Here is a 26,410-nt window from a genome sequence, read left to right on the forward strand (position 1 = left end):
ACAAAACGGAAAATCGCGCGTGCGTAAGGGGGTGGTCTATATGGCAAAAGCAACAGACAACAGAAGCGGTGACGTGAAGCGGATCACAAGGACAAAAAAGTATAAAGAGATCGAAGCGGATCTTCGCGATCAGCTGGAAGCGAACGGCACTTTCGGGAAGTTCTTTGAAGACATGATCGACGACTACATGGCAATGTACGTCACGAAAACTTTGTTGATAGAAGACATTCAGAAACGCGGAACAATCGTGCCTTATAACAACGGCGGCGGGCAGTCTGGATTCAAGAAAAATGAAGCTGTGGACATGTTTAATAAGACAAACGCGCAAATGTTGAAGCTTCTGTCGGAATTGGGACTGAAAGCCAGTGCCGCGATAGGTGGTGGCGAGTATGGCGACGAATTATAGGGACATTCCAGAACTGCAAGAATACTTTTCAATGGTCGAAAATGGGGGCAAAAAAGGCTTCAAAAGGGTGTCAAAATGGCAGAAAAAACTTGTCAAATTCGTCAAAAAAGTATTCGAAAATGAAGATTTAATCATAAAAACAGACCAACTTTCGAAATATTTATCGTTGCAAAAATATTTCGACTTTCAGCTTTTTGAATGGGAAAAATTTATATTCACATTGCACATTTGCACATTCAGACAAGACGGACTGCCGCGCTTTCCAGATCTTTTTGTTATGGTATCGAGGGGAGCAGGGAAAAACGGCTATCTGGCGTTTGAAGATTTCTGTTTGATCAGTCCATATTGCGAAATAAAGCAGTATGACATTGATATATGTGCCACAGCAGAAGAGCAGGCACGCACATCATTCGACGACATCTACAACATTCTTGAAAATCCAGCACATACGAAAAAACTGAAAAGATTCTTCTACTGGAACAAAGAAGTGATAACCGGAAGAAAGAACAAGTCAAAAATCAAGTACAGAACGAACAATGCAAAGTCAAAAGACGGCTTGCGATCGGGGAAAGTTGATTTCGACGAAGTTCATGCGTATGAAAATTACGATAATATCAAGGTTTTCACAACGGCACTGGGAAAAAAACCACACCCGCGCCGCACATATGTCACGACAAACGGCGACGTATGCGACGGAGTTCTGGACGATCTGATCGAGAAATCACAGAAAATTCTTGACGGGGAAATCAAGGACAACGGCTTTCTTCCGTTCATTTGCGCGATTGACGACAAAGAAGAGGTTCACGACGAAGAAAACTGGTACAAAGCAAACCCGTCCTTGCAGTATCTTCCGAACCTTTTAGAAGAAACGCGCAAAGAATATGCTGAATGGCTGGAAAACAGATCTTCCAGCAGTGACTTTATGACGAAGCGCATGAACTGGCGGCAAGGAAACAGCGAAGTCGAATTGACAAGCTGGGAAAACATTCTTGCAACAAAGCAGGAAGTTGAAGCACCGATTCAAGGCGAAATGGCAGTCATTGGCATTGATTACACAAAGATCAATGACTTTGCTTCTGCGGGAGTATTGACCAAACGCGGCGCAAAATTCGTCTGGAAGCAAAAAACGTGGGTATGTAAAAACAGCGCAGATCTGCCGCGAATCAAATACCCATTGCACGAAGCAGAAGAAGCGGGCGAACTTGAATTTGTTGACGCCCCCGAAATCGACACAAGCTTGATCGCAGACTGGATCGAAGAACAAATGCAAACATATTCCATACAAATGACAACGCTTGACGATTACAGATACGCACTGATGAAAACGGCACTTGAAAGGCTGGGGATCAGCTATGAAAACAAGAATATCAAGCTGATCAGACCTTCCGATAAAATAAAAGTTGAACCGATAATTGACAGCGCATTCAGAAACCACAATATCGTCTATGGCGATTCTTCGATCATGCGCTGGTACACAAACAACACAAAAAAAGTGAAGTCGAAAAAGTATGGGAATTACGAATACCAAAAAATTGAAGCGAAGAGCAGGAAGACAGACGGCTTCTTCGCGTTCGTGGGCGCAATGACTGAACACGAAAAGATTCCAGAAGAGCAGCAGGGAAGCGACATTCTCCCAGTATTTATCATGTAAGGGGGTGAAAAGAAAAAAATGAAAGCAGCAGATTTTTTTGCAAGAGCATTCGGAAAAAAGCAGCAAATCACATTGAAAATGCAAGTTGAAGAGGAAATCACAGAAGTTTTTTTCAAAGAACTGGCGACGGCGTGTGCCGTGAATATGATTGCCAGTACCATTGCAAAGTGTGAAGTCCGAACATTCATAAAAAACGAACCGCAGAGAAAAGAAGAATATTTTCTGTGGAACTATGAGCCGAACCAGAACGAAAACAGCAGCGACATGATTCAGAAATTCATCACGAATTTATGTTATGACAACGAAGCTTTGATTGTTGAAGTCGGCGGGAAGCTGTATGTTGCTGATTCTTTCACCCGAAGGGAATATGCGCTATATGAAGACATATTCAGCAATGTGACGATCGGGAACATGACACTTCAAAAAAGCTTTCCGGCAAGCGACGTCATATACATGCAGCTGAATAACATTGACGTGAAGCAGCGGCTGGAAGGATCGTACACAAGTTACGGTCAGACAGTCGCAAAAGCAATCCGCAGTCTGATCAGAGCGAATGGACAGAAAGGCATTCTGGACATTGACGCACAGACGTCGGCACAGAAAGACTTCGCGGAAAAACTGCAAGAGTTGATCAACAACAGATTCAAGCCGTTCTTCGAATCGGCGCAAGCCGTCCTGCCGCTGACGTCTGGCTACAAATACACAGACGTCACAAAAAGCACTGCGACGCCGACGCCAGCAGATCTGAACGAACGAATCAATTATGAATTTGAACTTGCAGGCAGAGCGTTCAAAATCCCGAAAGCCTTAATGCTGGGCGACGTTTCTGACGTGGAGAAAATCACAAAGAATTTTCTGACGTTTGCCATTGATCCAGTCACTGAAAAATTCGGCGAAGAGATCACGCGCAAGCGTTACGGCGCAAAGCAGTTTGCAAAAGGCAACTACATAGACATAAACACGAACTGCATTCAGCACATTGATGTGTTCGAACAGTCAACGAATGCGGAAGGGCTTCTTCGAAGTGGTCTGTATTGTATAGACGAACTTCGAACAAAACTGGGTGACACAGCTTTGAAGACTGACTGGTCACAAAAGCACTATATAACCAAAAACTACACAGAAGCAGAACAAATGGATCATCTTGGACAAGAAAGGGGTGAATAAGGTGAAGACAGCAGAAAAAGGACAGACACAAGCGCAGGCGCATTATTGTTTCCGGCAGCAGGCGGGAAGCAATATTGTCAAGCTGTACATATACGACGACGTTTCAGAATACGGGGATTTCAACTGGTCAACATGGTCATATGACGAAAGCGAAACTTCCGCAAAGTTCTTCAAAAAAGCACTTGAAGAAGTGTCGGAAACTGACACAATCGAACTTCACATCAATTCATATGGCGGATCAGTGAAAGAAGGCATTGCTATCTATAACATGTTGAAGCAGAAAAAATGCAAAGAAATCATTGCATATGTTGACGGATTCGCATATTCGATTGCTTCCGTTATTTTGCAGGCGGCAGACAGAAGGATCATGGGACTGGGGACAAGTCTTTTGATTCACAACATGTGGCTTTCGATTGCCGGAAACGCAGAAGATCTGCGGAAGGCAGCAGACGATCTTGACGTTCTTATGGAATCAAACCGACAGATCTATCTTGAACGCGCCACAATCAGCGAAGAAGAGTTGATCGAAATGATGAACAACGAAACCTATTTGACACCAGACAAGGCAGTGGAAATGGGCTTTGCTGACGAAGTAGACAAAGAAACGGAAGCAGATCCAGAAGACGCACTTGCAGCAGTGCAGCAGCAGTTGCAGCAGCTTCGAAGAACAATGGCAGAACAGAAATCATTCAGAACAGAACTGCTTGCATTCTGCAAAGGCGCAGCACAAAAGAAAAACGAAGATCAGAACGACGATTCTGACGAAGAGGACGACACAGACGACGAAGACGACGAAGACGACGACAAAAACAAAAAGGACGACAAGAAACAGTCAAAAAACCTTGCTGCCTTATTAGCGCAGGCGGCGAAAACAAATCTTTCAAAGTGAGGTAGAAAAAATGAAAAGTAAAGACGTAAAAGCATTAACCAGAGAAGAACTTGCGCAGAAGTTCAATGAAGCATTGAAGACAAACGATCCCGAACAGGTAGCGCAGGCAATGGCAGACATGGCAGAGGGGATCCAGAACGAGATCATGGAAAGGGCGCAGTCTGTGGCAAACATTGAACAGCTTGACGCGCAGGCGTTATCTTCCAGAGGGCTTCGTCAGCTGACTTCCAGCGAAAAGAAGTATTATGAAAAGCTGATTGAAGCAATGAAGTCCGACAATCCAAAGCAGGCACTTAGTTCTTTAGAAGTGACAATGCCGGAAACGATCATTGAAGACGTGTTCGAAGATTTAAGAAGAGAACACCCGCTTCTTGCAGCGATCAACTTCCAGAACACAACCTATGTGACAGAGTGGATCTTGAGCAAAAACGGAAAACAGAAAGCAAAATGGGGAGCAATTACGGCAGAGGTAACAAAGGAACTGGAAGGCGAATTCGAAAAAATGAACATGACTTTGAATTCTCTGACTGCATGGCTGCCGGTTGCGAAGTCTATGCTGGATCTGGGCGCACAGTGGCTTGACAGCTACGTCCGCGAGGTATTAAAAGACGCGATCTATTGCGGACTTGAAGAAGCGATTGTGGCTGGCACTGGAATTGATATGCCGATCGGTATGATGAAGGATCTTTCTGCAAGCAAAACAGAAGAAGAAGCATACCCGGACAAAACAGCCGTAAAGATCACCCGATTCGACGCGCAGCAGTACGGCGGAGTCATTGCGAAGCTTGCACTTTCCAGAAACAACCGCCCGCGAAAAGTGGCAGGGGTAATCATGGTAGTCAATCCGGTTGACTATTTCGCAAAAGTAATGCCTGCAACAACCGTTCAGCGTCCAGACGGTACGTTTGCAAATGATGTGCTGCCGTACCCGACAACCGTGATTCAGTGTGAAGAAGTTCCGGCAGGAAAAGCCGTGGTCGGAATTGCTGACAAATACTTCATGGGAATGGGAACAAGCAAAGACGGCGTGATCGAATATGACGACAGCTACAAGTTTTTACAGCGCGAAAGAGTGTATGCAGCTTTCTTGTACGGCAATGGAAAGCCGCTTGACAACAACGCATTCACTGTGCTTGACATTTCCGCGCTTGAACCTATGGTCTATGTCGTAGAAACTGGCACAAAAGAAGTTGTGGTCGAGAAGACTGCATGGACAGAAGAAGAACTGAACGCGCTGACAGTGGACAAGATCAAAGGTCTTGCAGCGTACAAGGGATATGAAATCACAAAGACTGTGAAGGCGGAAGTGATCGCAGAGTTCCTTGCAGCGCAGGAAGCGGCAGAGCAGGAATAAAAAGGACGGCAGCAGGGCTGAAAAGCTTTGCTGCCATTGTCGAAGGCGGTGAAGTATGGAGAACATAACCAACAAAGACGAACTTCTGGAACAAATTCTGAATGAACTTGATCACACATTTCACGACGAAGCATTTGAAAAGAAAATCAATGGGATCATAAAGCGTGGCAAAGCATATCTGAATGACAAATTCGGATCCGAAATCAATTTTGCAGAAGACGGAATCGCAATGGAATTGCTTGTGTCATATTGCAGATATGGAAGATCAAATGCGATCGAACAGTTTCGGCATGATTTTCAGACAGAATTGACAGCACTTGCGCTTCGTGGAGCATTAAAGAGTGCAGAAAGCGGGGAAACGCAATGAAAAGCAAATTCGAAGAATTCAACGACGGAATCGCAAGGCTTTATTCTGTGAATGACGACGAAAAACTGGTTCCGAAAATGAAAGAAGAAATCCGTTTCGGAGAGGAAAACGTCAGCATTCAAAGGCATTATGCAGCGCAGTCGGCAGATCGGCAAGTGGATCGCATGATACATGTGTTATATTCGCCGATATTCGAAGCGCATGACGTGATTGTCATTGAAGAAGAACAGTTTGACGTCGAAAAAGTGGACAATTTGAAAAAGAACTTCCCGCCGATCTCAAAACTGACGCTGATCAAGCTTGAAAAGCACAGAAAGAAGGAATTTGCGTGAAAGTAAATGCTGGAAATGCGATCAAGCCGGAACAATTTGCAGGAGAATTGGCAAGTGTTCTGGAAGACTGGTACAACACGGAAGAAGCAAAGTTTTTTGACGCGATCGACGAAGCTGCGGAAAAGTGCAATGAAACAGCGAAGTCGTATCTTTCGAAAGGACACGGCATTTCAACGGGGGAATACATAGGACATTTCGCGATTGAAAAAGAAATGCTGACAAAGCACCATAAGCAGGCGACATGGTACGTTGAAGCCCCAGAATACCGCTTGACGCATTTGCTTGAAAACGGACACGCAAAGAGAAACGGCGGAAGGACAAAGCCAGTGAAGCATATTGCACACGGGCGAAGAATAGCAGAACAAGTTCTTGAAGAGAGAATGAAAGACATGTGGCAGGGGTGAGAAAATGGAAGACATTGTGAAAGCACTTGAAGACGAAACAAAGATTCCAACGGCAGACACGGCTTTCACAAAGCCACAGAAGCTGCCGTTCACGGTTGTTCTGAATACGGTTGAAAGCGACGGCGACGACTTCAAACACAGAATCGTTCTTCACAACGATCTTGCGGTTGAATTTTACGCCGAACGAATCGACAGAGCAAACGAAAAGAAGCTGGAAGCATTCTTCGACAAACAGTTCTGGAATTGGAAGAGGGAAAGAACATGGCTGACGGACGAAAAGTGCTTCGAAACAATATATCTGATCAACTATACAGAAAGGGTGTAAAAAATGAAAAAAGGATCAAAAGAAAAAGTCACAATGGGAAGCGGCGAAGTGTTCATTGATGAATTCAACGGACAGCTGCCGGAGTTTCAAACTTTAATCACGACCATGATGACTGACGAAAAGCGTGCAGGCTGGATCAAGGGCGGCGCGTCGATCGAATACAAGCCGACAATGACCACAGAAAAAGACGATCTGGGGCATATCGTGAAAGAAGTGCTGACTGACGAAGAAGCAACATTCAAGACGGGGCTTTTCACATGGAACGCAGAAACATTGCAGAAGCTGTGTTCTACGGCACGACTTGAAACAGCGGGAAAGTACAGAATCTTGAAAGTGGGCGGAACTTCCAACGACGACGGCAAGCAGTACGTCATTCTGTTTGTGCATAAAGATCCAGTGGAAGGAAATTGCTATCTTGTTATTGTCGGCAGAAATTCAGCCGGATTCACGATCACATGGGCGACAGATTCCGCGACGGTTATTGACGCAGAATTCGGCTGCAAGCCGCAGGACGACGAAGGCACGCTGATCCAGTTCGTTGAAGAAATCGACGAAGAGTACAAGGAAGAGTACACAGAAGAGGAATTGAACGTGCTGACGATTGAACAGATCAAACTGATTGCGACAGCGAAGGGATATACAATCACAAAGACTGTAAAAGCAGAAATTATCGCAGAATTTCTTGCAGCACAGGAAGCAGCAAAGCAGCAGTAAATGAAAAGGGGCTGGGGAACCAGCCCCAGAACAGATGAAAGGAAGGAAAGTGCATGAATTACAAAGTAAATTTTCAAAAAGCGAAAAGAAATTACATGGTTTTGACCTTTGACGACGTTGAAGACGGAAAACAGATCGAAAAAACAATTCTGGTAGGTATGCCGAAGAAGAAAATATTCGACATGCTTATGGATCTGCAAGACACAATCAAATTGAATGGCGAACCAGAGGACGAAAAGGAGAAGTCGCAGAGAAACAGACAGATCATTGATGAAGTGTATGAACTTGTCAGCGTGATTCTGTCAAACAATATGGCTGGTGAAAAAATAACGGTTGACTGGGTTAGCGAACAAATGGAATTCGGAGAAATGAAAGAATTTCTTGCAATGTATGTGCGATTCTGCAAAGGGGAAGCAGCTGCCCCAAATTAACGATCCCGTTCTATCCGCTTGACGACGAAGACTGCTTCGACATACCGACGTATTATGAACACTTAGTGCATGAATACACGGGGTTGAATGTGAATGAAATTGAAGAACTGGAATACATAGACTATTTGCAATACAGACGCGACGCTTTCATTCACGAAATGAACAAGACAGAGGAAGGGCGGGAATATCTGGAAAACGCATACACACTGACACAGACTAAGCCAGACAGAATCAAGCTGCGATCACTTTTCGGAAAGAAAGGGTGAAAGCATGGCGAAAGGCTTGAAGGGCATTACAGTCACGATCGACGGAAATCCGACGCCATTGAACAAAGCATTGTCGTCGGTCAACACTAATGCAAAAAGCCTACAATCTGAATTAAAGGGCGTCAATTCTCTTTTGAAGTTAGATCCGAAAAACACAGAATTGATCGCACAAAAGCAAATAATTTTGAAAAACGCCGTTTCCGAAACAGAAGAGAAGTTAAAACTTCTGACACAAGCTGAAAAGGAAATGTCGGCAGCAGGAAAGGACATAAACGACGACGGTTACAGAGATCTACAGCGTGAAATCGTACTTGCACGTTCGAAGCTGACTGAATTTAAGACGGAACTGAAAGCCGTTGAAGAGCAGCAGAAGAAAACGGCAAAAGAATCAGAAACACTGGGGCAAAAGATCGGGAAATTCGCAAGCCATATTCCCGTCGTGAATAAGCTTGCAGACGGCTTTGTTTCTGTAAAATCGAAGATCACGGACACTGTGAAACAGTCCGAAGGAATCAAAAAGATTTCTTCTGCGATAGAAGGGGCAAAACAGAAAGCGGAAGACTTCAAGAACGCGCACCCAGCTGTGCAGAAGGTGGCGGACGCGTTCGGGAAAGTAAAGACAACGGCAGAGGACGTGAAAGCGAAACTTCCGTCTGTGTCAACAGCACTGAAAGCCACTGGCGACGCGGCGGCAGCAGCGGCGAAGGGCGGATTCACGGTTTTGACGGGTGTTGTTGGCGGAACGGTCAAAGCGTTCGCGGCGTTTTCAACAGCAGCTGTCACGGCAGGCGTAGCAGTTGGAAAAGCAGCTGTCGATTCATATGCAGAATACGAACAGCTTGTCGGCGGCGTTGATACACTGTTCGGCGAATCTTCGGAAGCAGTGCAAAAATACGCCGATAACGCATACAAGACGGCTGGAATGTCTGCAAATGAGTACATGCAGACTGTAACAAGCTTTTCTGCGTCGCTGCTTCAAAGCATGGGCGGCGACACAGAAGCAGCCGCGAAAAAAGCAGACATGGCAATCGTTGACATGTCTGACAACGCAAATAAAATGGGTTCAAGCATAGAATCCATACAGAACGCATATCAAGGCTTTGCAAAGCAGAATTATACAATGCTTGACAACTTAAAGCTGGGATATGGCGGCACGAAAGAAGAAATGCAAAGGCTTCTGGACGACGCAACGAAGCTTTCTGGCGTAGAATATGACATTTCAAGTTATTCAGACATAGTTGACGCGATCCATGTCGTACAAACTGAAATGGGAATCACGGGAACGACGGCAAAAGAAGCAAGCACGACAATCACTGGTTCAATCAGTTCCATGAAAGGGGCATACCAGAATTTATTGACTGGGCTTGCAGACGGCGACGCGGATCTGGATTCACTGATCGACGACTTGGCGAATTCCGTTCTGACGGTAATTGACAATATTGTTCCGCGCATTCTGGAAACTGTACCGCGAATCGTGGAAGCAGTGCCACAGCTGGCGGAAAGCCTTTCAACTGTAGCAAATGAACTTGCGACGCAGGCAGGAACGCTGATTCAATCGCTACTGCCGCCGCTACTACAAGCATTTTTCACGCTGATTCAAACAGCGATCAACACACTTCCGACACTTCTGCCGCAGCTTCTCAATGCGGCAATGACGCTTTTCACTGGGATATTATCGGGACTACAACAGACAATCCCGCTTCTTCTGGCAATGCTGCCAGACATGATCAATCAAGTGACAGCGACGCTTTCAGCAAATCTTCCGCAGATCATAGCTTCTGGAATTGATATTCTTATCAGCTTGATCAACGGAATCACGCAAACGATCCCCACACTTATTCAAGCAATTATTGATTTATTCCCCGTGATTTTGAATTCTATTGCGGAGAATTTACCAAAAATCGTACAAGCCGGACTTGAATTGCTGATCTCACTGGTCAACGGAATTGTGCAGGCAATCCCCCAGCTGATCGCAATGCTTCCGACAATCATCACGACGATCGTTTCGACATTGACTGGAATGCTGCCGCGAATCATTCAAGCCGGAATCACGATTTTGACTTCGCTGATCAGCGGAATCATTCAAGCGATTCCCCAGCTGATCGCAGCCGTTCCACAGATTATACAGTCAATCGTCACAACACTGACGACGAATTTGCCTAAAATCATTCAAATGGGAATCCAGCTGATCGGATCTTTGATCAGCGGACTTGTGCAGGCAATCCCGTCGCTGATCGCAGCCGTCCCGCAGATTATATCTGCAATCTGGGACACGATTATGAACACAAACTGGCTGCAATTAGGAAGAAACATCATAGACGGAGTAATTCAAGGCGTAAAGAACGCAGCAAGCAGTCTGATCAATGTGTTCAAAGATCTTGCCTCGTCAGCACTGGACGCCGTGAAAGATTTCTTCGGGATTCATTCGCCGTCAACGGTAATGCGCGATCAAGTCGGAAAAATGCTTCCGGCTGGTATGGCAGAGGGTGTCGAAGAAGGAATGGACGAAGAGGAAGCGCGAATTCAAGAAGCAATGCGAAAAGGCGTTCCGACAACTATTGACAGTTATATCAACGCAAAAGGTGGTTCGGTGGAAATGGCAGCAGCGGCAGCAGGCGGCGGCTTCACGCAGAACATCACAATCAACAGTCCGAAGGAATTGTCGCCGTCAGAGGTGGCACGACAGACAAGGAACCAGACAAGACAAATTGTGCTGAATATGAACAAGAAAGGGTGAAGAAAATGAAAAAAATTACATGCAGGAATGACAGTGGCATGGAAGTCGAATTCACATACGAACACGACGAACACGAATTCTTTCTTGTAAGCTGCGACGGTATCTACAGCATAAAAAATGCGATCAAGACGTCAAAAAACGCAACGACTGACGGCACAACGTACAGCGGCGAAGGGCTGGAACAAAGAAACATTGTTCTGACAGTCAACATGATCAGAAATTACAGACAGAATCGCGAATTCCTTTCAAAAGTATTCAAGATTCATTCAGAAGGCACATTCATTCACGAAGAAGACGGGGACAGCAGGGAAATCAAATACAGAGTAGAAGACATTGACGTCGCTGAAAAAGGGATCATCAGATCGGCAGTTATTTCGCTGATCTGCTGCGATCCCTACTTCACAGACGGCGAAGACATTCGAATCGAAATGTCGCAGTGGTATGACGACTGGGAATGGGAATGCGAAATTCCAGAAGAAGGCATGGAATTCGGACACAGAGAAACGGACACGATCAAGCAAGTGGACAACGAAAGCACGAAAGACGTCGGAATCACAATCACACTGGAAGCAGACGACATTGTGGTCAATCCGATTATATACAATCAGACGACGAATGAAACATTGAAGCTGCTTTGTACAATGCAGCCGAACGACAGAATCACAATCAAGACCATAGAAGGAAACATCACTGTCGAACTTCTAAGGGACGGAATCACAAGCGACTACAACTACACTGTAGACGAAGACAACGACGGATATATTCAGCTTATCATGGGAACAAACGTGATCAAATACGACGCAGACGAAGGCGTGGAATATCTGAATGTAAAATTTGAATACAAAAATCAGTACATATTCGCATAAGGGGGAAACAGAATGTCAACACAAAACAAAGTCACAGTCGTTTCGTATGACAAAAATCTGAACCGCCTTGGAGTGATTGACGTATTCAGAAGCTTGATCTGGACGCGCAAATATTACGAATGCGGAACATTTGAAATACATGCGCCGCTGAATGCGCGAAATTTGCAGCTACTGGCGGAAGACAACATTCTGTCAAAACGCGAGTACAGAGCGAAGAACGGACAGATCGAAAAGACACAGAGCAAAGAAAGCGGAATCGTTGAGTATATAGCGATCGACGACACAGTGAACGAGATCACAGCAAAAGGAAGGTTTCTTTCGTCGCTCATGGATAGACGGGCGATCAAGACCGTTGTGAACTTCAATGGGACGACAGAAGCAGGAATGCGGAAGCTGGTGCAGATTGTGACGCCTATGCCTTTTGTGACACTGGGAGCATTAAACGGATTTACTGAAAAAGTCAGATTTCAAGTGTCATACAAGGAACTATACACATACATGTGCAAGCTATCACGATATAGCGACATAGGGTTCAACATACGGGCAGATTTCAAGGCAAAAAAGTTCTTTTTCGAAACATACAAAGGGCAGGACAAGACAGAAAACCAGCACGAACGAAGTCAGGTGATCTTTTCAGAGGTTCACAAGAATCTGAATGGCGTATCTTATGTATTCAGTAACCAGAACACGAAGACATGTGCAATCGTAGCAGGAGAAGGCGAAGGAACAGCCAGAACGCTTGTGACGGTAGGTGGTGGCAGCGGCTGGGATCTGCGCGAAGTAATTGTTGACGCAAGGGACGTTCAGAAGGGCGACATGACAACGGCAGAATACACAGAAACATTGAAGCAAAAGGGAAATGAAAAGCTTGCTGAATATGGAGTTGTAGAAGCTATGGAAGCGCAGACAAAGCCTTTCGTGAATTTCGTATATCGCGAACATTACGATCTGGGCGACATTGTGACGGTGAAAAAGATTATGTGGGGAATCGAAATGGACAAGCGAATCACAGAAATTCAAGAAATCTTTGAAGACGGCGGGTTCGATATTGTACCCACGTTCGGGGATCCACTTCCCGAAAAAGTAGATCTGGACGATTAGAAAGAAGGTGAACAAGTGGAAATTGCAACATTCTTCAATTCAAAGGGCGGCGATCGGAAATACAATGCTTCGCACTGGGCGAACTATTTCAAGCCATTGTTCCGCAGCGGAGTATTCAACGGAGATCTGAAAGTCACTGCAAACGGGCAAATGTCTGTGACGGTGGCGACTGGTTATGCGTGGCTTGAAGGCTACGGCTACCAGAACACGGAACCGCTTGAAATTGATCTGGAAGTCGCCAGCGGAAATCTGAACAGATATGACGCAATTAAAATCAAGCTTGATCTTTCTGCAAGGACAATCAATGCGTATGCAGACAAAGGCGGAAACGCAACAGCGCCGACGTGTCCGACAAACGTGCGAAGTGAAACGGTGTACGAAGTCACGATTGCAGAAATCAATATACCAGCAGGAACAACAGCGATCACGCAATCAATGATCACAGACACAAGAATGGACGAATCAAAATGCGGCTGGGTTGCTGGTGCTGTAACACAGATTGACTTTTCGCAAATATACGAACAGTTCACAACGTATTTTGCAGAGCAGAAAGCAAGGATCGCTTTTGACGTGGAAGACTTTGAAGAAGACATTGACGAAAAGAAGGAAGACGCGACAGCATATTTGCAGCAGTACAAAGGCAATGTGGACGAAGACAAAACGGCAGCAGACGAATTTCTGGAAAACTTCAAACAGTATTTGCAGAATTACACAAGCCAGCAGCAGGGAGAATTCGAAGCGTGGGTGGAACAAATCAAAGGAATTCTGGACGACGAAACGGCAGGAAATCTTTTGCTTTTGATTCAAGACCTTCAAAGCCGTGTTGACATACTGGAAACAGTTGCTGTCACAAATGAAGTTGTGCAGGCTATCACAACAAGCGACGAATATATTCTGATCACGGACGACGGGGAAAGAATCGGCGCAAGGAAAATCTTTGCGACTTTATAAGAAAGGACTGAAAAAATGAGTTTACCAGAAAAAACAATCAATCAGATCGCACAGACAACAGAAATCACAGCCGACGACGTTCTGATCGTGGAAACGTCAAACGGTACAAAAACGATCAAATATTCTGAATTGATGAAAGCTGTTAAAACTTCGCTGGGAGTAGTTGACACGCTTGACATCACGGAAGAAGGCTACATTCCAGAAGGTTATCTTGTAGCTGCGGCACTGGAAGACAAGCAGGCACAGATCCGCGCTTCTTATGGGTATTTCGGAAAAGAATTGCCGTTCACATGGGCGGAAATCGACGAAAAGGAAACTGCGGGCGACTTTTCGGGGATCAATGTCGGAGATTATAAAGACATTATGCTGACGAACGGTGAAAAAGTTCGAATGGAAGTTGCAGGAATCAACACAAGAAAAGGCTATGCGACAAACAATAACAACTGCATTCACTGGATCAGTCGCGATTGTCTTGCAACCACATACAAAATGAATGAAACCAACACAAACACGGGCGGATTCCCAGCAAGCACACTGAAAACGACGCTGAATACAACAATTTACAATATGCTGCCAGCTGATGTGAAAGCGGTTATCAAAACGAACAAACGTCTGTGCAGCAAAAAAGGATCATGGGATTGGCAGGAAGATCAGAAGTTGTGGCTTCCTTCCGAAGTAGAAGTCTGGGGGTTCAACAGCTGGTCAGAAGTTGGCTATGGAAACGGAAATGCTGTTCAGTTTGAGATCTTCCGCGGATCCCTTGCTCATATCAACAAAGGACTGGGCTTCGGGAAAGCGGAGCAGGGTTCGCGTTCCTACTGGTGGTGTGGGTCCCCGGACGCGTCGAACACGACGACCTTTTGTGGTGTCGGCAGCGGTGGTAATCCCAGCTACTACTATGCTTCGACGCCGCTTGGCGTCCCCCTCTGCTTTGATACATAATCTTGAATCACGCGAAAAAATCACGCCGCCGCGTGCGGCGTGATAAACCAAAGACGGAAGGTGTGAAAAGATATGAGTGTATTGAAAAGCAGGCGCGAACAATCAGAAATGCAGTTCTTTCAGACGGCAGTTGACATTCAAGACAAGCTGATCGAATTTTGCATGAAAGAAGAAGTTATTCCGAAGAAATACCGCTTCGTGTATGCCATGCCGATCATAGCGACGGCACAACAGCTGGTCGATAACGTGGTAGACGCGAACACGATCTATGTGAAGAGCAACGAAGACGCGATTGATCGGCGGAGATACCAGCAACGCGCAAGCGGGGACTGTGAAAAGCTTCTGCAAAAGCTTCAAAGCCTGCGTCGCGTGCGAGGGATAGACAGCGCACAGTTGAAGGAGATTGTCGGCATGATTATTTCTGAAAAAGGATATATCACAGCATGGAGAAAATCAGACAATCAAAGATACAAGGAAATGAAGAAAGCAAGCAATCCGGCAGCTGAAAAGCAGTAGGATCGCAATATTATCGGTTAAGTGTTGAAAGCAGGGTTCACGTTCCAACTGGTGGTGTGAGTCCCCGAACGCGTCGAACACGACGAACTTTTGTAATGTCAACAACAATGGTAATCCCAACAACAACAATGCTTCGACGCCGCTTGGCGTCCCCCTCTGATTATTTCAATGCCCCGTCCGAGTAGGAAACGAAAGCAGTGGCACAAAGAAAATAAGGAATGCTTGACCGTCCCGAAAGGGTAAATTTACACACCGACAACAGCTGACGGACGCTGCTTGCATGGCAAGGATCGCGCAGCCTTGTTTCATGTCAGCTGTTTAAGTACATAGCGGCGCAAAATTTATGTATGCGGGGTGTTTTATGACAAGTGAAGAAAGAAGAGCCGCCAGACGGCTTCGAAGAGAAGAAACCAGAAGGCGGAAGAAGCAGAAGATCAACGACGAACACGGAAAACTGGAAGCGATTTTCGATTATGGAAATCTGTTGAATGCGTTTGACGTAGCGAAGAAGGGCGTGCGCTGGAAGTGCAGCGTGCAGAGATATGAAGCAAGCCTTCTTCGGAAGACATATGAAACACACATGAAGCTTCTTGCAGGCGAAGACATAAGACGCGGCTTTCATAATTTCACGATTATGGAACGCGGAAAGCTGCGGGACATTAGCAGCGTTCACATATCAGAAAGAGTGGTTCAAAGATCAGCCTGCGACAATGTTCTTGTGCCGATACTGACAAGAACAATTATTTCAGACAATATGGCTTGCATTAAAGGAAGGGGAACACATGCGACGATTGATCGCGTCGCCTTCTTCCTGCGGGAGTATTACAGAAAGACGGGCAGCAATGAAGGCGTGATTGTCTTAATTGATTTCACGAACTTCTTCGGCAATATGCAACACTGGTATATTCGAACGATTTTGCAAAAGCATTTTACCGACAAAGAAGTGGTTGAATTCATAATGTTATTCGTGGAAGCCTTCGGGGAAGTCGGCTGCGGTCTGGGAAGTCAAATTTCACAGATAGTCGGCACGATATACCCGAACGAACCAGACCATTTCGCAAAAGAAGTATTGCAGATCCGCGCGTATATCCGATACATGGACGACACATTCATGGCATTTCGGACAAAAGAAGAAGCAGACGCGGCAATCGAAGCACTATTCGCAATCTATGAAAGAATAGGAATTGTTGTGAATAAAAGGAAAACGCGGAAAGTGTCAATGAAACACGGCTTCACGTTTCTGAAAACACAATTCAGACTGACAGACAGCGGAAAAGTGATCATGCGCCCTTGTCGGCAGGCAGTAACACGCGAAAGAAGGAAGTTGAAAAAGCTGAAAAATAAACTTGACGAAGGCAGAATCACATTTGAAGAAGTACGGCAGCAATATCAATCGTGGAAAGGCTACATGAAACACAAAATGTCATGGCGTACAGTGCAGAACATGGACAAGCTTTTCAATGAACTGTTTATAGAAAACTGGAAAGGAAAGGAAGAAGCGCATGAAATTCAAATTCAAAGGAAGCGAAACAATATTCGAAGGATCCGTCAAGAAAGTCGCACAAAATATGTTGCTTGTGCAGGCGGATCGGAGCATTAAAGGGAAAGACGCGTCTGTGATTGAAATTGTATCTGACGACGGACGCACAGTGGCAAAATATGAAGGTTATGCCACTGTATATAGGACGCTTGAAGACGCGACTATCTATTCAAACGACGGCACAATCTATACGGAGCAGGAAGAACAGCAGCCGGACGCAGAACAGATCAGAACTGCGAAGCTTGCGGAAGTGTCAAACCGCTGTGAAAGCACGATTTTTGCAGGCGTTGACGTTACACTTTCAGACGGCACGACAGAACACATCAGTCTGACAGAAAAAGATCAGATCAATTTGTTCGGCAAAAAAAGCCAGCTTGCGGCAGGAGTAGCAAAGCTTGAATACCATGAAGACGGGCAGCTTTGCAAATATTATTCTGCCGAAGACATGACGGCGATCATCACAGCCGCAATGCAGTTTGTGTCATATCACACAACCTATTGCAACAGCTTGAACGCATGGATCAAGGGCGCAGAGAGTGTCGAAGAGTTAAGCGGCATTTACTATGGCGCACAGATTCCGGACAAATACAAGTCGGAAGTGCTGAAAGACTACGAAGCAGCACAGAAAGCGTGATCGCATGAAACAAATTGTGAAGTATATTGTTCTGTTTCTGGTAGGCGGTGCAATATACGCGCTTTGTGAACTGGCGTTTCGCGGGTACACATTCAAGGCAATGGCGTTCGTCGGCGGGATATGCTTTATATTATGCGGTCTTGTCAATGAATTCATGGACTGGAAGACGCCGCTTCAAATTCAAATGCTGATATGTGCAATCATAATCACAGCGATCGAATTCGTTGCGGGACTTATTTTGAATGTATGGCTGAATCTGGATATGTGGGACTATTCGAACATGAAATTCAATGTCATGGGGCAGATATGTCCGCAATTCTTCACAGCATGGTTCGCACTGGCTTTGCCAGCAATAACACTTGACGATTTTATTCGTTGGAAATTCTTTTCGGAAGAAAAACCGCGCTATCAATTCACATTTCCGAAGGACAACTTCGAATGTGCTGCGCTGGGAATGAACGGGATCTGCAAGCGTTATCTGGAAAAGTGCGAATACAGATACTGTAAATCAAGAAACAAATGCGGAGAATGCAAGAATTACATGTTCCCAGCGGATCAAAAACCTTGCAAAAACTGCAAACATGTTCGGAGGTAGAAGAAATGACAACACATAATTTTTCAGAAGCACTGGTTGACAAATACAACGCAATCGCTGGCGTGATTGTAGCAGGACTGACAGCAATTTTCGGGATCTATTGGTATATTTTCGCGGCTTATCTTGTTTTGAACATTGCGGACTGGCTGACGGGCTGGTACAAGTCCAGAAGACGCGGCGAAGAATCAAGCAAAGTGGGAATCAAGGGAGCAGCGAAAAAACTTGGTTACTGGGTGATCATTCTTGTGGCATTTATGATCAGCTATGTTTTCACGCACTTAGGAACAGATCTTCTGGGCGTGGATCTTTCCTTCCTTTCAATGATTGGTTGGTTCACACTGGCAATGCTGCTTGTAAATGAAGCACGCAGCATTCTTGAAAATCTTGTGGAATGCGGCTACAACGTACCAGAATTTTTGATCAAGGGGCTGGCAGTGGCGCAGAAGCTTTTGAACAAGAGAATCGGCACAGAGGACGAAGAAGACACAGCTGACGCCGAAGAATAAGAGGGAAGCCCCGCCAGCTGCGGGGCAATCCCAAAGAAAGGGGAAAGCAGAATGAAAAGTGAACATACAAAGAATATGAGCGACGCAGAAATCAAAGAACTGCGGAAAAGCATTGAAAGCATGACGGAAGAAGAATTGGCGAAATTCAGAAACAGCTTCGATCCCGACGACATGGGATTCAGCGGGGAAGAAGGTGACGTCGAATGAATATCAACAGAAATTATTTGACGAAGATCAACTTCACGGATAAAAACAGCACAGCAAGAATCAAATACATAGTGATCCATTATTTCGGCGGACTTGCAACCGCACAGAATCTGGCGCAATACTGGGCGAGAGAGTACGCAGGCGCGTCGGCACATTACGCAGTGGGACATGCAGGCGAAGTCTTCCAGATCGTTGAAGACGACGACGTGGCTTGGCACTGTGGCGCAAATTCATACACGCATAAAGAGTGCCGCAATTCGAATTCAATCGGAATCGAAATGGCAGTCAAAAAGAGAAACACGGCAACGCTTTCCGCTACTGACAAAGACTGGTATTTCACAAAAGAAACAGTCGCGGCAGCAGCAGAGTTGACGCGGCAGCTTATGAAGAAGTACAATATTCCTGCGGATCATGTCATTCGCCATTATGACGTCACGGGGAAAATTTGCCCGAATCCGTATGTCTACAATGTAACGGAAGAAACATGGCAGGAATTCAAGGCAACAATCGCACAGAAAGGCACAACAGAAGGCTTCACAAGAATCATGGGGCGTTCCGTAGCGTCTGCCGAACAGATTGCAGAATATTACATCAAGAACAATCCAGACACTGCTTCTTTTGCACTGGATATTGCACGACTGTTCATTGAAGAAGGCGACGCAGAGGGCGTTCGCGGTGACGTGGCAGCAGCCCAGACTTCCGTTGAAACGGGACACTTGAAATTCGAAGGAAGTGCAGTGACGTTGGATCAGAACAATTTCTGCGGAATGGGCGTGACGTCGAACGGCATGAAGGGCAACAGCTTCGCAACTATGCGCGAAGGAATCCGCGCACAGATCCAGCACTTGAAAGCCTATGGATCCACAGAAGCACTGAAAAATGCCTGCGTAGATCCGCGCTTCAAGTATGTTCAAAGAGGTTGTGCAGAATATGTTGAATGGCTGGGACAAAAAGAAAATCCGAACGGCAAAGGCTGGGCGGCTGGCGCAAATTATGGTGCAGCTATTCTGAAAAACCTTGCAGCGATTATCGGAGAGCAGGGAGCAGGCGAAGGGAACCAGAATACAAGCGAAGAAAAGGCACTTTCTGGATATGCGAAGATCATATACAAGGGAAGCGACGGCGTGAATTATAGGTCAGTTCCCGACTACAATGCAGCGGCAGCAGGCGTGGCAAAATACGGCGAATTATTCACTGTCGTCGGCGAATGCGGTGACTTCTACAAATTGAAGTCCGGCTGGTATCTGACGAAGCGTTCCGATCTGGTGGAATTCACAGAGAAGGAAGAAAAGAGATATGCGAAGATCATATACAAGGGAAGCGACGGCGTGAATTATAGGTCAGTTCCCGACTACAATGCAGCGGCAGCAGGCGTGGCAAAATACGGGGAGATCTTCACAATCGTCGGGGAAAGCGGCGACTTCTACAAATTAAAGTCCGGCTGGTATCTGACGAAGCGTTCTGATCTGGTTGAAGTGATCCACACATTATGATATAATGGACAAAGAAAAGTTCTATGAAAACGTGTAAAAACGCGCGAGTACAACACGCGCAATATACAAAGGCGGCTGCGGAGCCTGAAAAACCGCTGTTTACTGTTTCTATTGAAGAGGCTCACAAAGAAGGTAAATTCTAAGAATCCATATAGAATATCAAACGCACTCAAGCTTTTCGCCTGAGTGCGTTTTTTAGATCCATCATTCTTAGATCCGCATTCTCTATTTTTATTTATCATACACCGTCTTGATCTCCAGGAATTCTTCAAACCCTTCGATACCGCCTTCGCGTCCCAGCCCGGACTGTTTATAACCGCCGAATGGAGAGGCTTCATCCCACTGTCCCTCATTGACATATACAGTTCCGGTCTTCATCTTACGAGCCACCTCGTTGGCTTCCTTTTCCGGTCCGTAGACTGCACCGGCGAGGCCGTATATGCTGTCGTTCGCAATCTCGATTGCCTGTTCGACGGTCTTATAGGTCAACACGACAAGAACTGGACCGAAGATCTCTTCTCTGGCAATGGTCATGTCCGGCGTAACGTCACAGAAGATAACCGGCTTTACGTTATAGGAACCGTCGTCTTCCGGGATTTCGCCCACTAAGAGTCTTGCACCTTCATTGACACCGAGTTCGATGTATTTTTTTACACGGTCGAACTGCTTGCGTGAGGAGAGTGGCCCCAATGTGGTGGAAGGGTCATCAAGAGGGCCAAAATGATATTCGGCAGCTTTTTGCTTCAGGATTTCCTCTATCTGTCCGGCCTCGTCTTCGGGCACGAGCATCCGTGTGAGGGCATTACAGGTCTGTCCGCCGTTGAGCATAACGGTCTCAAGTACGCCGTTCACGCCGTTCTCCCAGTCTCCGCCTTTTAAGAAAATGGCAGCGGATTTGCCGCCCAGCTCCAGAGCAAGCTTTTTGATATTGCTAAGGGCCTTGATGGCAACGGCTCTTCCGGCATCCGTAGATCCGGTAAAGGAAATCATATCGACTTCGGGATGTACGGCAAGTGCATCACCGACTTCTCCGCCTCTTCCTGTGACCAGATTAAATACTCCTTTTGGATAACCTGCCCTTTCAATTTCCTCGGCCAGGATGTAAGCAGTCATTGGAGTGAACTGGCTTGGTTTTAATACAACACAGTTCCCCGCAAGAAGCGCAGGAACGACCTTTTTCTCGATCTGTTCCAGTGGGAAGTTCCAAGGCGTGAGTCCTCCGATGACACCCACGGGTTCTCTGACGACAACAGAGGTCTGGCGGCGCTGCTCATATTCGAAATTCTTTGCCACCTTGATATAATGCTTTGCCTCCAGGATAAAAGGATCGGTGTGTACTTCTGCAGAAACTTTATAAGGAGAGCCCAGCTCCTTTGTGATTGTTTCAATTAAATCCTGTCTGCGCTCCTCCAGTCCGTGAACCACTTTTTCCATCAGGGCCACGCGTTCTTCAACTAGCGTATACTGCCATGTCTCAAAAGCCGCTCTGGCAGCGCGCACCGCTTTATCTACATCCTTCTGATTGCCACGTGGGACCTTTGCAAAAATCTCATGTGTTGCCGGATTCTCGATTTCAATATAGTCCCGTCCTTCTGATTCTACCCATTCTCCATTGATATATAATTTACGAACATCCATGTTTATGATACCTCCATTTTTGTGTGAAGCAGGTGAAATGATATTATTGTATGCGATCGGGTGCCATTTCTTTTACAACAAACTGTTTTTCCTCCTCGGTCAGCTCATAGCGTGGCTTTCTGACATATCCGCCGTTTAATCCGCGGTAGGAGAGGAGATGCTTGAGTGCCTGTACCGGCTTTGGGAAGGACTCAAGGACATCCAGGGATGGGAGGATCCTTTGGTAGATCTCTTTCCCTTTTTCCAGGTCTTTTTCCTCACAGACAGCTTCATACAGGGCGACACAGTCTCTTGGGGCAACATTTGCCAGCATACAGATCCAGCCGCAGGCGCCCGCAGCAAAGCTTTCGAAGGCAAGATTATCACATCCGCAGAAGACAGAGGTCGTCTCTGGAGCATCGTTCAATACCTGCGTCAGCTTATGGATATCCCCGCTGGACTCTTTTACGATAGAAGCCCTCGGATGCTTTAAAATTTCAAGATATGTATTCTGCTCTAATTCCACTCCGGCTGATCCTGGATTGTTATAGACCACGATTGGAAAATCAGTCTGATCCATAACATAGTGATAGAATTTTACAATTTCGTCCTGTGCGGGGTGGCAGTAGAACGGAGAGAGGACCATCGCTGCATCAGCACCACAGGCTTTGATGTTATTGACAAGCTTTACAACGTCCTCCGGTCTTTCTCTGGAAGCGCCCACGATGATACTGACGCGGTCTTTGATATAGGGCACGATCTCGCGGACATATTGCATATGCTCCTCATCGGAAATACTCTGGTATTCTCCGGTGGCACCGAGGATGCATACTCCATGCACTCCGTTTTCGATGAGCCAGTCCAGGTTCTTTTTTGACTGATCAAGATCAAATTCTCCATTCTCCTTAAATGGGGTAACAGCTACTGCATAAATTCCTTTAAAATTTGGATTCATAATACGGTCTTCCTTTCTTATTCTTGATTATATTTTAGGAACAAAATCTTTGAAAGCTAAGCAATGAGAGGTCCATGAAGGTCTTATCTCCGGCAATCATATCAGCCATGCAGGTCCCTGTGATCGGAGAGAGTCCGATTCCGTCGCCCTCGTGGCCTGCTGCAATGTAGAAGCCCTTAACAGGAGTGTCTGATACAATCGGCATATGATCCGGGGTGAACGGGCGCAGCCCGCTGTATGCTCGGATGACCTTGATATCTGCGATCACCGGGAAGAAACGGATGGCGCGCTCTGCCAATGCCTGCATGACATCAATTTCACTGCGGATATCTTCCCCGACAAAGCTTCTGGAAGATCCAATCAGGAAGTTGTTGGAGGCAGTCGGTTCGAAGACAAAAGCGACCTCGTTTCGTTTGACTCTTTCGGAGACCGGGCGCTCATAGCTGCCGCTCTGGAACTTTGTCAGCATATATCCAAATTCATGTACTTTCCTGCGGGCTACACGGAAGGTCTGTTCAGAAACAAGAATCTGCCCCTGTCTTGCCTGAATCGGAATATCCAGCCCGACCATCTTCCCGATGAAAGGAGCACGTACACCGCAGGCGTTCACAATATTTTTAGCAAGAATATCTCCATTCTTACATTGGATCATAAAATAGTCTTCCTCTTTTTGAATCCCGGTTACCGGGTTATGAAGAGAAAGTACACAGCCAAGGCGTTCTGCTGCAAGAGCGAAGCCATAAGCCAGGCCGATCGGATAGACAGAACCGTCGGAAATCGTCTCCAGACCACCGTAAACATCCTTTGCCAGGTAGGGCTCATCGTCCAGTACTTCCTGATGGTCCATCATCCGCATCTGGATGCCGCATTCCTTCATATCACTGCAGAATTTGGAGGCAATCTCAAATTCTTCTTCCGTCTCAGTCAGATAGAGGCTTCCCTTCTGGGTCCATTCAATTTTATATTCCAGCTCATTCTCCAGCTTTGGGAACATGTCCTGGCTGGCTTTTGCAAATATCGCGTCAAATCCGGGCTGTTTGTCACAGACCAGGATATTCCCGTCACTTCGGCTGCTTGTGGAGTCGGCGATATCGCCGGCGTCAATTAAGACGACGCGGGCCCCTTTTTTGGCATTATAGTAGGCGCAGGAGGTTCCGATGGAACCGGCACCGATTACAGCAACATCAAATATCTGGCTCATGTTACACCTCCTTCTTTATTCCGGCTAATTCGCCGAATGTGGTCGGACGCACCGGAGGACGGTCCGTGCTTCCAACAAGTGTGTCAGGGGCACTTCCTAATTCTTCGGAGAGGATTCGGCTCACCAGCTTTCCGCAAGTGCGGCCCTGGCAGAGTCCCATGCCTGCACGGCATCTTCTTTTGACTTCCGTAACAGTGGTTGCTTTTTTATTGCGGATGGCATCCCTGACTTCTCCGGCCGTAATTTCCTCACAACGGCAGACAATGACATCATCATCCAGGACTCCCTGGGGCTCCACAGGTTCAAATCCCTTTCCAGGCTTAGGAAGAACGAGCCGTTTCATGGTTCTTACATGGTCCACGTGTTCCTTCGGGACGGCAAGTGTCACTACAGGAGTGTGGTCGTTGCGTTTGGGATTCATGACTCTTACGACAGTTCCCTGACAGACATATTCTCCGCCGCGGCTCAAGGCTTCTACCTCATCCCCTTTTTCTGGAAGAGGTAGATATTCGAATGGAAAGCTGATCAGAGCTTCTGTCTTGGAATAGGTCTTGTCTACAACAAAAATAGCAAGTCCGGAACATGCCGCAATACAGGAGCCGCACCCTGTACAGGTATCTTCTTCAATGCGCGGTGTATTGGTGATCGGAGTTCCGATCTTGATAGCATGGAACGGACATGCAGCCTCACACGGGTTACAGGGAATCTCCTGTACACATTCCGCAATGGCAATGGGCCCTTTTGCAAAACGTTCCTCACTCGGCCAGCCATTCGCAGTTACAATCTCTTCCCTGGAAGGATAACCGTCATATATAATTCCTGATTTCTTTTCCATTACAGATTCACCCCCATATCTACGACCCGTTTTTTCGCGTTCATCCGACGTTCACCGAAAGGCCCCTGGCGGAGCGATGCGAGCCGGTCACGGATCTCTTCTTTTTTCTGCTCGGCAGCCTGGGAAGATAAATGTCCCAGGGAATAGGAGACGGATACGGCGGCCAGCCGTCCTTCATCCATTGCAGTGCTGGCTTCTTCCACTCCTGCGGTATCCCCTGCCACGTAAACATCTTTTACACTGGTCTCCATATTTTCATTGTGGATCGGCATGAAGCCGCCCAGTTCCGGGATAAAATCATGCTTCACACCAGCCATCTGTGCCAGCTCGGAGAGCGGACGTAAGCCTACAGCGACACAGATTGTATCCACATCAATTTTTTGTTCTGTGCCCTTTAGAATCTTTCCATTTTCAAAATGTGCTATGACTGCTTCTTCGACATGGTCTTTCCCTCTGGCCTCTGCAATTGTATGTCCAATAAAAAATGGAACTCCGGCCCGTTTCAGCTTCGCTGCATGAACTCCATATGCGCCGATTCTTGGCATTCCCTCGACAATCCCGACCACGTCTGCGCCGGCCTGCAGTAATTGATAGGCAACGATAACGCCTACATTGCCGGAACCGATCATCAAGATCCGTTTGCCGGGAAGGACCCGGTTCACATTGACCATTGTCTGCGCAGCACCTGCTCCCATCACTCCGGGAAGTGTCCAACCAGGAAAACGAAGAGGATTTTCTGCGCCGCCGGTACAGATCAAAATACTCTGTGCTTCGATGGTCTCTGTGATGCCATGGCGTAATACTGCCACACGTTTTCCAGCAAAAATGCCGATGACAGAGCTTTCCAGCCATACCTCCACGCCGATCTCTTCGGTTTCTTTTAATAGTTGTTTCCCAATTTCAAACCCACGGATTCCGGCACTGTGTGCCTGTGATCCGAAAAATTTGTGAAGCTGCTTAAAAAACTGCCCGCCTGCGGTTCTGTTTTCATCGATCAGAAGAACCTCACAGCCGTTTTTTGTAGCTTCGATTGCTGCCGCAAGTCCTGCCGGGCCTGCGCCGATGATGACAACCTCTCTTTTCATGGCTTTTTCCTCCCGTATCCTTCCTGCGTTTCTACCACCATTCCATCCTCCACCGGAGTGATGCAGGTCCTGACGTTGGCCTGTCCGTTCACGGTCATGACACAATCGGTACATTGCCCGATTCCGCAGAAGACTCCTCTTGGTTTATGTTCCTTTGCAGTGTAACGGTGGATCTTAATACCGTTGGCCATCAGAACAGCAGCAATCATCTCGCCCTTTTTGGCCTTCATTTTTTTACCATCCACTGTGATCTCAACGAATTCCTCACAGATGTCCTCCCCCAGTATGGGGTGGTTCTTTACACGCATTTCATCCATTTTTAT

General features: G+C 46.5%; 29 protein-coding genes. 23 read left to right on the top strand and 6 right to left on the bottom strand.

What is annotated here, in order from left to right; all coding sequences use genetic code 11:
* Positions 1 to 19 precede the first annotated feature (19 nt).
* The 23 genes from HGO97_RS07640 (at position 20) to HGO97_RS07745 (ending at position 20,394) form a co-directional block, all read left to right on the top strand.
* The gene (locus tag HGO97_RS07640) at positions 20 to 406 is read left to right on the top strand and encodes a P27 family phage terminase small subunit (protein WP_330654209.1); all 387 of its coding nucleotides are present in this window, start codon (positions 20 to 22) and stop codon (positions 404 to 406) included.
* Entirely contained in the window at positions 390 to 2,057 is a 1,668-nt protein-coding gene (locus tag HGO97_RS07645) for a terminase TerL endonuclease subunit (RefSeq protein ID WP_216240718.1), read from the top strand. Before HGO97_RS07640 ends, HGO97_RS07645 begins: the two co-directional genes overlap by 17 nt.
* 18 nt (positions 2,058 to 2,075) lie before the next feature.
* A complete protein-coding gene (locus HGO97_RS07650) occupies positions 2,076 to 3,224 on the top strand; it encodes a phage portal protein (RefSeq protein ID WP_216240719.1) in 1,149 nt (382 codons plus the stop codon).
* Complete coding sequence (locus tag HGO97_RS07655) at positions 3,202 to 4,113, top strand: head maturation protease, ClpP-related (protein ID WP_216240720.1); 912 nt, start codon at positions 3,202 to 3,204, stop codon at positions 4,111 to 4,113. The genes HGO97_RS07650 and HGO97_RS07655 overlap by 23 nt, the downstream gene beginning before the upstream one ends.
* 10 nt (positions 4,114 to 4,123) lie before the next feature.
* The gene (locus HGO97_RS07660; RefSeq protein ID WP_246597346.1) at positions 4,124 to 5,467 is read left to right on the top strand and encodes a phage major capsid protein; all 1,344 of its coding nucleotides are present in this window, start codon (positions 4,124 to 4,126) and stop codon (positions 5,465 to 5,467) included.
* A gap of 55 nt (positions 5,468 to 5,522) precedes the next feature.
* The gene (locus HGO97_RS07665; protein ID WP_216240721.1) at positions 5,523 to 5,834 is read left to right on the top strand and encodes a hypothetical protein; all 312 of its coding nucleotides are present in this window, start codon (positions 5,523 to 5,525) and stop codon (positions 5,832 to 5,834) included.
* Positions 5,831 to 6,166, top strand: coding sequence for a hypothetical protein (locus HGO97_RS07670; RefSeq protein WP_216240722.1), 336 nt, complete (start codon positions 5,831 to 5,833; stop codon positions 6,164 to 6,166). Before HGO97_RS07665 ends, HGO97_RS07670 begins: the two co-directional genes overlap by 4 nt.
* Positions 6,163 to 6,570, top strand: a complete 408-nt coding sequence (locus tag HGO97_RS07675) for a hypothetical protein (protein WP_216240723.1) — start codon at positions 6,163 to 6,165, stop codon at positions 6,568 to 6,570. Before HGO97_RS07670 ends, HGO97_RS07675 begins: the two co-directional genes overlap by 4 nt.
* Before the next feature lie 4 nt (positions 6,571 to 6,574).
* Positions 6,575 to 6,895: a hypothetical protein gene (locus tag HGO97_RS07680; RefSeq protein WP_216240724.1), complete on the top strand. Its 321-nt coding sequence runs from the start codon at positions 6,575 to 6,577 to the stop codon at positions 6,893 to 6,895.
* 3 nt (positions 6,896 to 6,898) lie between these two features.
* Positions 6,899 to 7,609 (top strand): hypothetical protein, encoded by a 711-nt coding sequence (locus HGO97_RS07685; protein WP_216240725.1) that lies wholly within the window; start codon positions 6,899 to 6,901, stop codon positions 7,607 to 7,609.
* A gap of 53 nt (positions 7,610 to 7,662) precedes the next feature.
* Complete coding sequence (locus tag HGO97_RS07690; protein WP_216240726.1) at positions 7,663 to 8,040, top strand: hypothetical protein; 378 nt, start codon at positions 7,663 to 7,665, stop codon at positions 8,038 to 8,040.
* A 270-nt stretch (positions 8,041 to 8,310) separates the two neighbouring features.
* Positions 8,311 to 11,043, top strand: coding sequence for a phage tail protein (locus HGO97_RS07695; RefSeq protein ID WP_216240727.1), 2,733 nt, complete (start codon positions 8,311 to 8,313; stop codon positions 11,041 to 11,043).
* A 5-nt stretch (positions 11,044 to 11,048) separates the two neighbouring features.
* Positions 11,049 to 11,909: a phage tail domain-containing protein gene (locus HGO97_RS07700; RefSeq protein ID WP_216240728.1), complete on the top strand. Its 861-nt coding sequence runs from the start codon at positions 11,049 to 11,051 to the stop codon at positions 11,907 to 11,909.
* 12 nt (positions 11,910 to 11,921) lie between these two features.
* Entirely contained in the window at positions 11,922 to 13,010 is a 1,089-nt protein-coding gene (locus HGO97_RS07705) for a siphovirus ReqiPepy6 Gp37-like family protein (protein WP_216240729.1), read from the top strand.
* 15 nt (positions 13,011 to 13,025) lie between these two features.
* Positions 13,026 to 13,961: a hypothetical protein gene (locus HGO97_RS07710; RefSeq protein ID WP_216240730.1), complete on the top strand. Its 936-nt coding sequence runs from the start codon at positions 13,026 to 13,028 to the stop codon at positions 13,959 to 13,961.
* A gap of 15 nt (positions 13,962 to 13,976) precedes the next feature.
* Positions 13,977 to 14,903 carry a DUF6273 domain-containing protein gene (locus HGO97_RS07715; RefSeq protein ID WP_216240731.1) on the top strand — a complete coding sequence of 309 codons (927 nt, stop codon included), beginning with the start codon at positions 13,977 to 13,979 and terminating at the stop codon, positions 14,901 to 14,903.
* Positions 14,904 to 14,975: 72 nt separating this feature from the next.
* Entirely contained in the window at positions 14,976 to 15,419 is a 444-nt protein-coding gene (locus HGO97_RS07720; protein WP_216240732.1) for a four helix bundle protein, read from the top strand.
* A 361-nt stretch (positions 15,420 to 15,780) separates the two neighbouring features.
* Positions 15,781 to 17,019, top strand: coding sequence for a reverse transcriptase domain-containing protein (locus HGO97_RS07725; RefSeq protein ID WP_216240733.1), 1,239 nt, complete (start codon positions 15,781 to 15,783; stop codon positions 17,017 to 17,019).
* Between the two features lie 16 nt (positions 17,020 to 17,035).
* Positions 17,036 to 17,593: a DUF4376 domain-containing protein gene (locus HGO97_RS07730; protein ID WP_330654211.1), complete on the top strand. Its 558-nt coding sequence runs from the start codon at positions 17,036 to 17,038 to the stop codon at positions 17,591 to 17,593.
* Positions 17,594 to 17,597: 4 nt separating this feature from the next.
* Complete coding sequence (locus HGO97_RS07735) at positions 17,598 to 18,188, top strand: putative ABC transporter permease (RefSeq protein WP_216240735.1); 591 nt, start codon at positions 17,598 to 17,600, stop codon at positions 18,186 to 18,188.
* 5 nt (positions 18,189 to 18,193) lie between these two features.
* Positions 18,194 to 18,694, top strand: coding sequence for a phage holin family protein (locus HGO97_RS07740; protein WP_216240736.1), 501 nt, complete (start codon positions 18,194 to 18,196; stop codon positions 18,692 to 18,694).
* A 75-nt stretch (positions 18,695 to 18,769) separates the two neighbouring features.
* Positions 18,770 to 18,901, top strand: coding sequence for a hypothetical protein (locus HGO97_RS23990; RefSeq protein WP_281419941.1), 132 nt, complete (start codon positions 18,770 to 18,772; stop codon positions 18,899 to 18,901).
* The gene (locus HGO97_RS07745; protein WP_216240737.1) at positions 18,898 to 20,394 is read left to right on the top strand and encodes an N-acetylmuramoyl-L-alanine amidase; all 1,497 of its coding nucleotides are present in this window, start codon (positions 18,898 to 18,900) and stop codon (positions 20,392 to 20,394) included. Before HGO97_RS23990 ends, HGO97_RS07745 begins: the two co-directional genes overlap by 4 nt.
* A gap of 231 nt (positions 20,395 to 20,625) precedes the next feature.
* Here the strand turns inward: HGO97_RS07745 and HGO97_RS07750 are convergent, their stop codons facing one another.
* Genes HGO97_RS07750 through HGO97_RS07775 form a run of 6 tightly spaced genes read right to left on the bottom strand, consistent with a single transcriptional unit; the run spans position 20,626 to position 26,404 of the window.
* Positions 20,626 to 22,032, bottom strand: coding sequence for an aldehyde dehydrogenase family protein (locus HGO97_RS07750; RefSeq protein WP_216240738.1), 1,407 nt, complete (start codon positions 22,030 to 22,032; stop codon positions 20,626 to 20,628).
* A gap of 43 nt (positions 22,033 to 22,075) precedes the next feature.
* Positions 22,076 to 22,966 (bottom strand): dihydrodipicolinate synthase family protein, encoded by an 891-nt coding sequence (locus tag HGO97_RS07755; protein WP_216240739.1) that lies wholly within the window; start codon positions 22,964 to 22,966, stop codon positions 22,076 to 22,078.
* 34 nt (positions 22,967 to 23,000) lie between these two features.
* Positions 23,001 to 24,167 carry an NAD(P)/FAD-dependent oxidoreductase gene (locus HGO97_RS07760; RefSeq protein WP_216240740.1) on the bottom strand — a complete coding sequence of 389 codons (1,167 nt, stop codon included), beginning with the start codon at positions 24,165 to 24,167 and terminating at the stop codon, positions 23,001 to 23,003.
* A gap of 1 nt (position 24,168) precedes the next feature.
* The gene (locus HGO97_RS24180; RefSeq protein WP_216240741.1) at positions 24,169 to 25,002 is read right to left on the bottom strand and encodes a (2Fe-2S)-binding protein; all 834 of its coding nucleotides are present in this window, start codon (positions 25,000 to 25,002) and stop codon (positions 24,169 to 24,171) included.
* On the bottom strand, positions 25,002 to 26,087 hold the full coding sequence (locus HGO97_RS07770; protein WP_216240742.1) for an NAD(P)/FAD-dependent oxidoreductase: 1,086 nt from the start codon (positions 26,085 to 26,087) through the stop codon (positions 25,002 to 25,004). Before HGO97_RS07770 ends, HGO97_RS24180 begins: the two co-directional genes overlap by 1 nt.
* Positions 26,084 to 26,404, bottom strand: a complete 321-nt coding sequence (locus tag HGO97_RS07775; protein ID WP_246597348.1) for a (2Fe-2S)-binding protein — start codon at positions 26,402 to 26,404, stop codon at positions 26,084 to 26,086. Before HGO97_RS07775 ends, HGO97_RS07770 begins: the two co-directional genes overlap by 4 nt.
* Positions 26,405 to 26,410: the final 6 nt, after the last annotated feature.

The organism is Faecalicatena faecalis, assembly GCF_012524165.2.
In the GTDB taxonomy this organism is placed as follows: domain Bacteria; phylum Bacillota; class Clostridia; order Lachnospirales; family Lachnospiraceae; genus Faecalicatena_A; species Faecalicatena_A faecalis.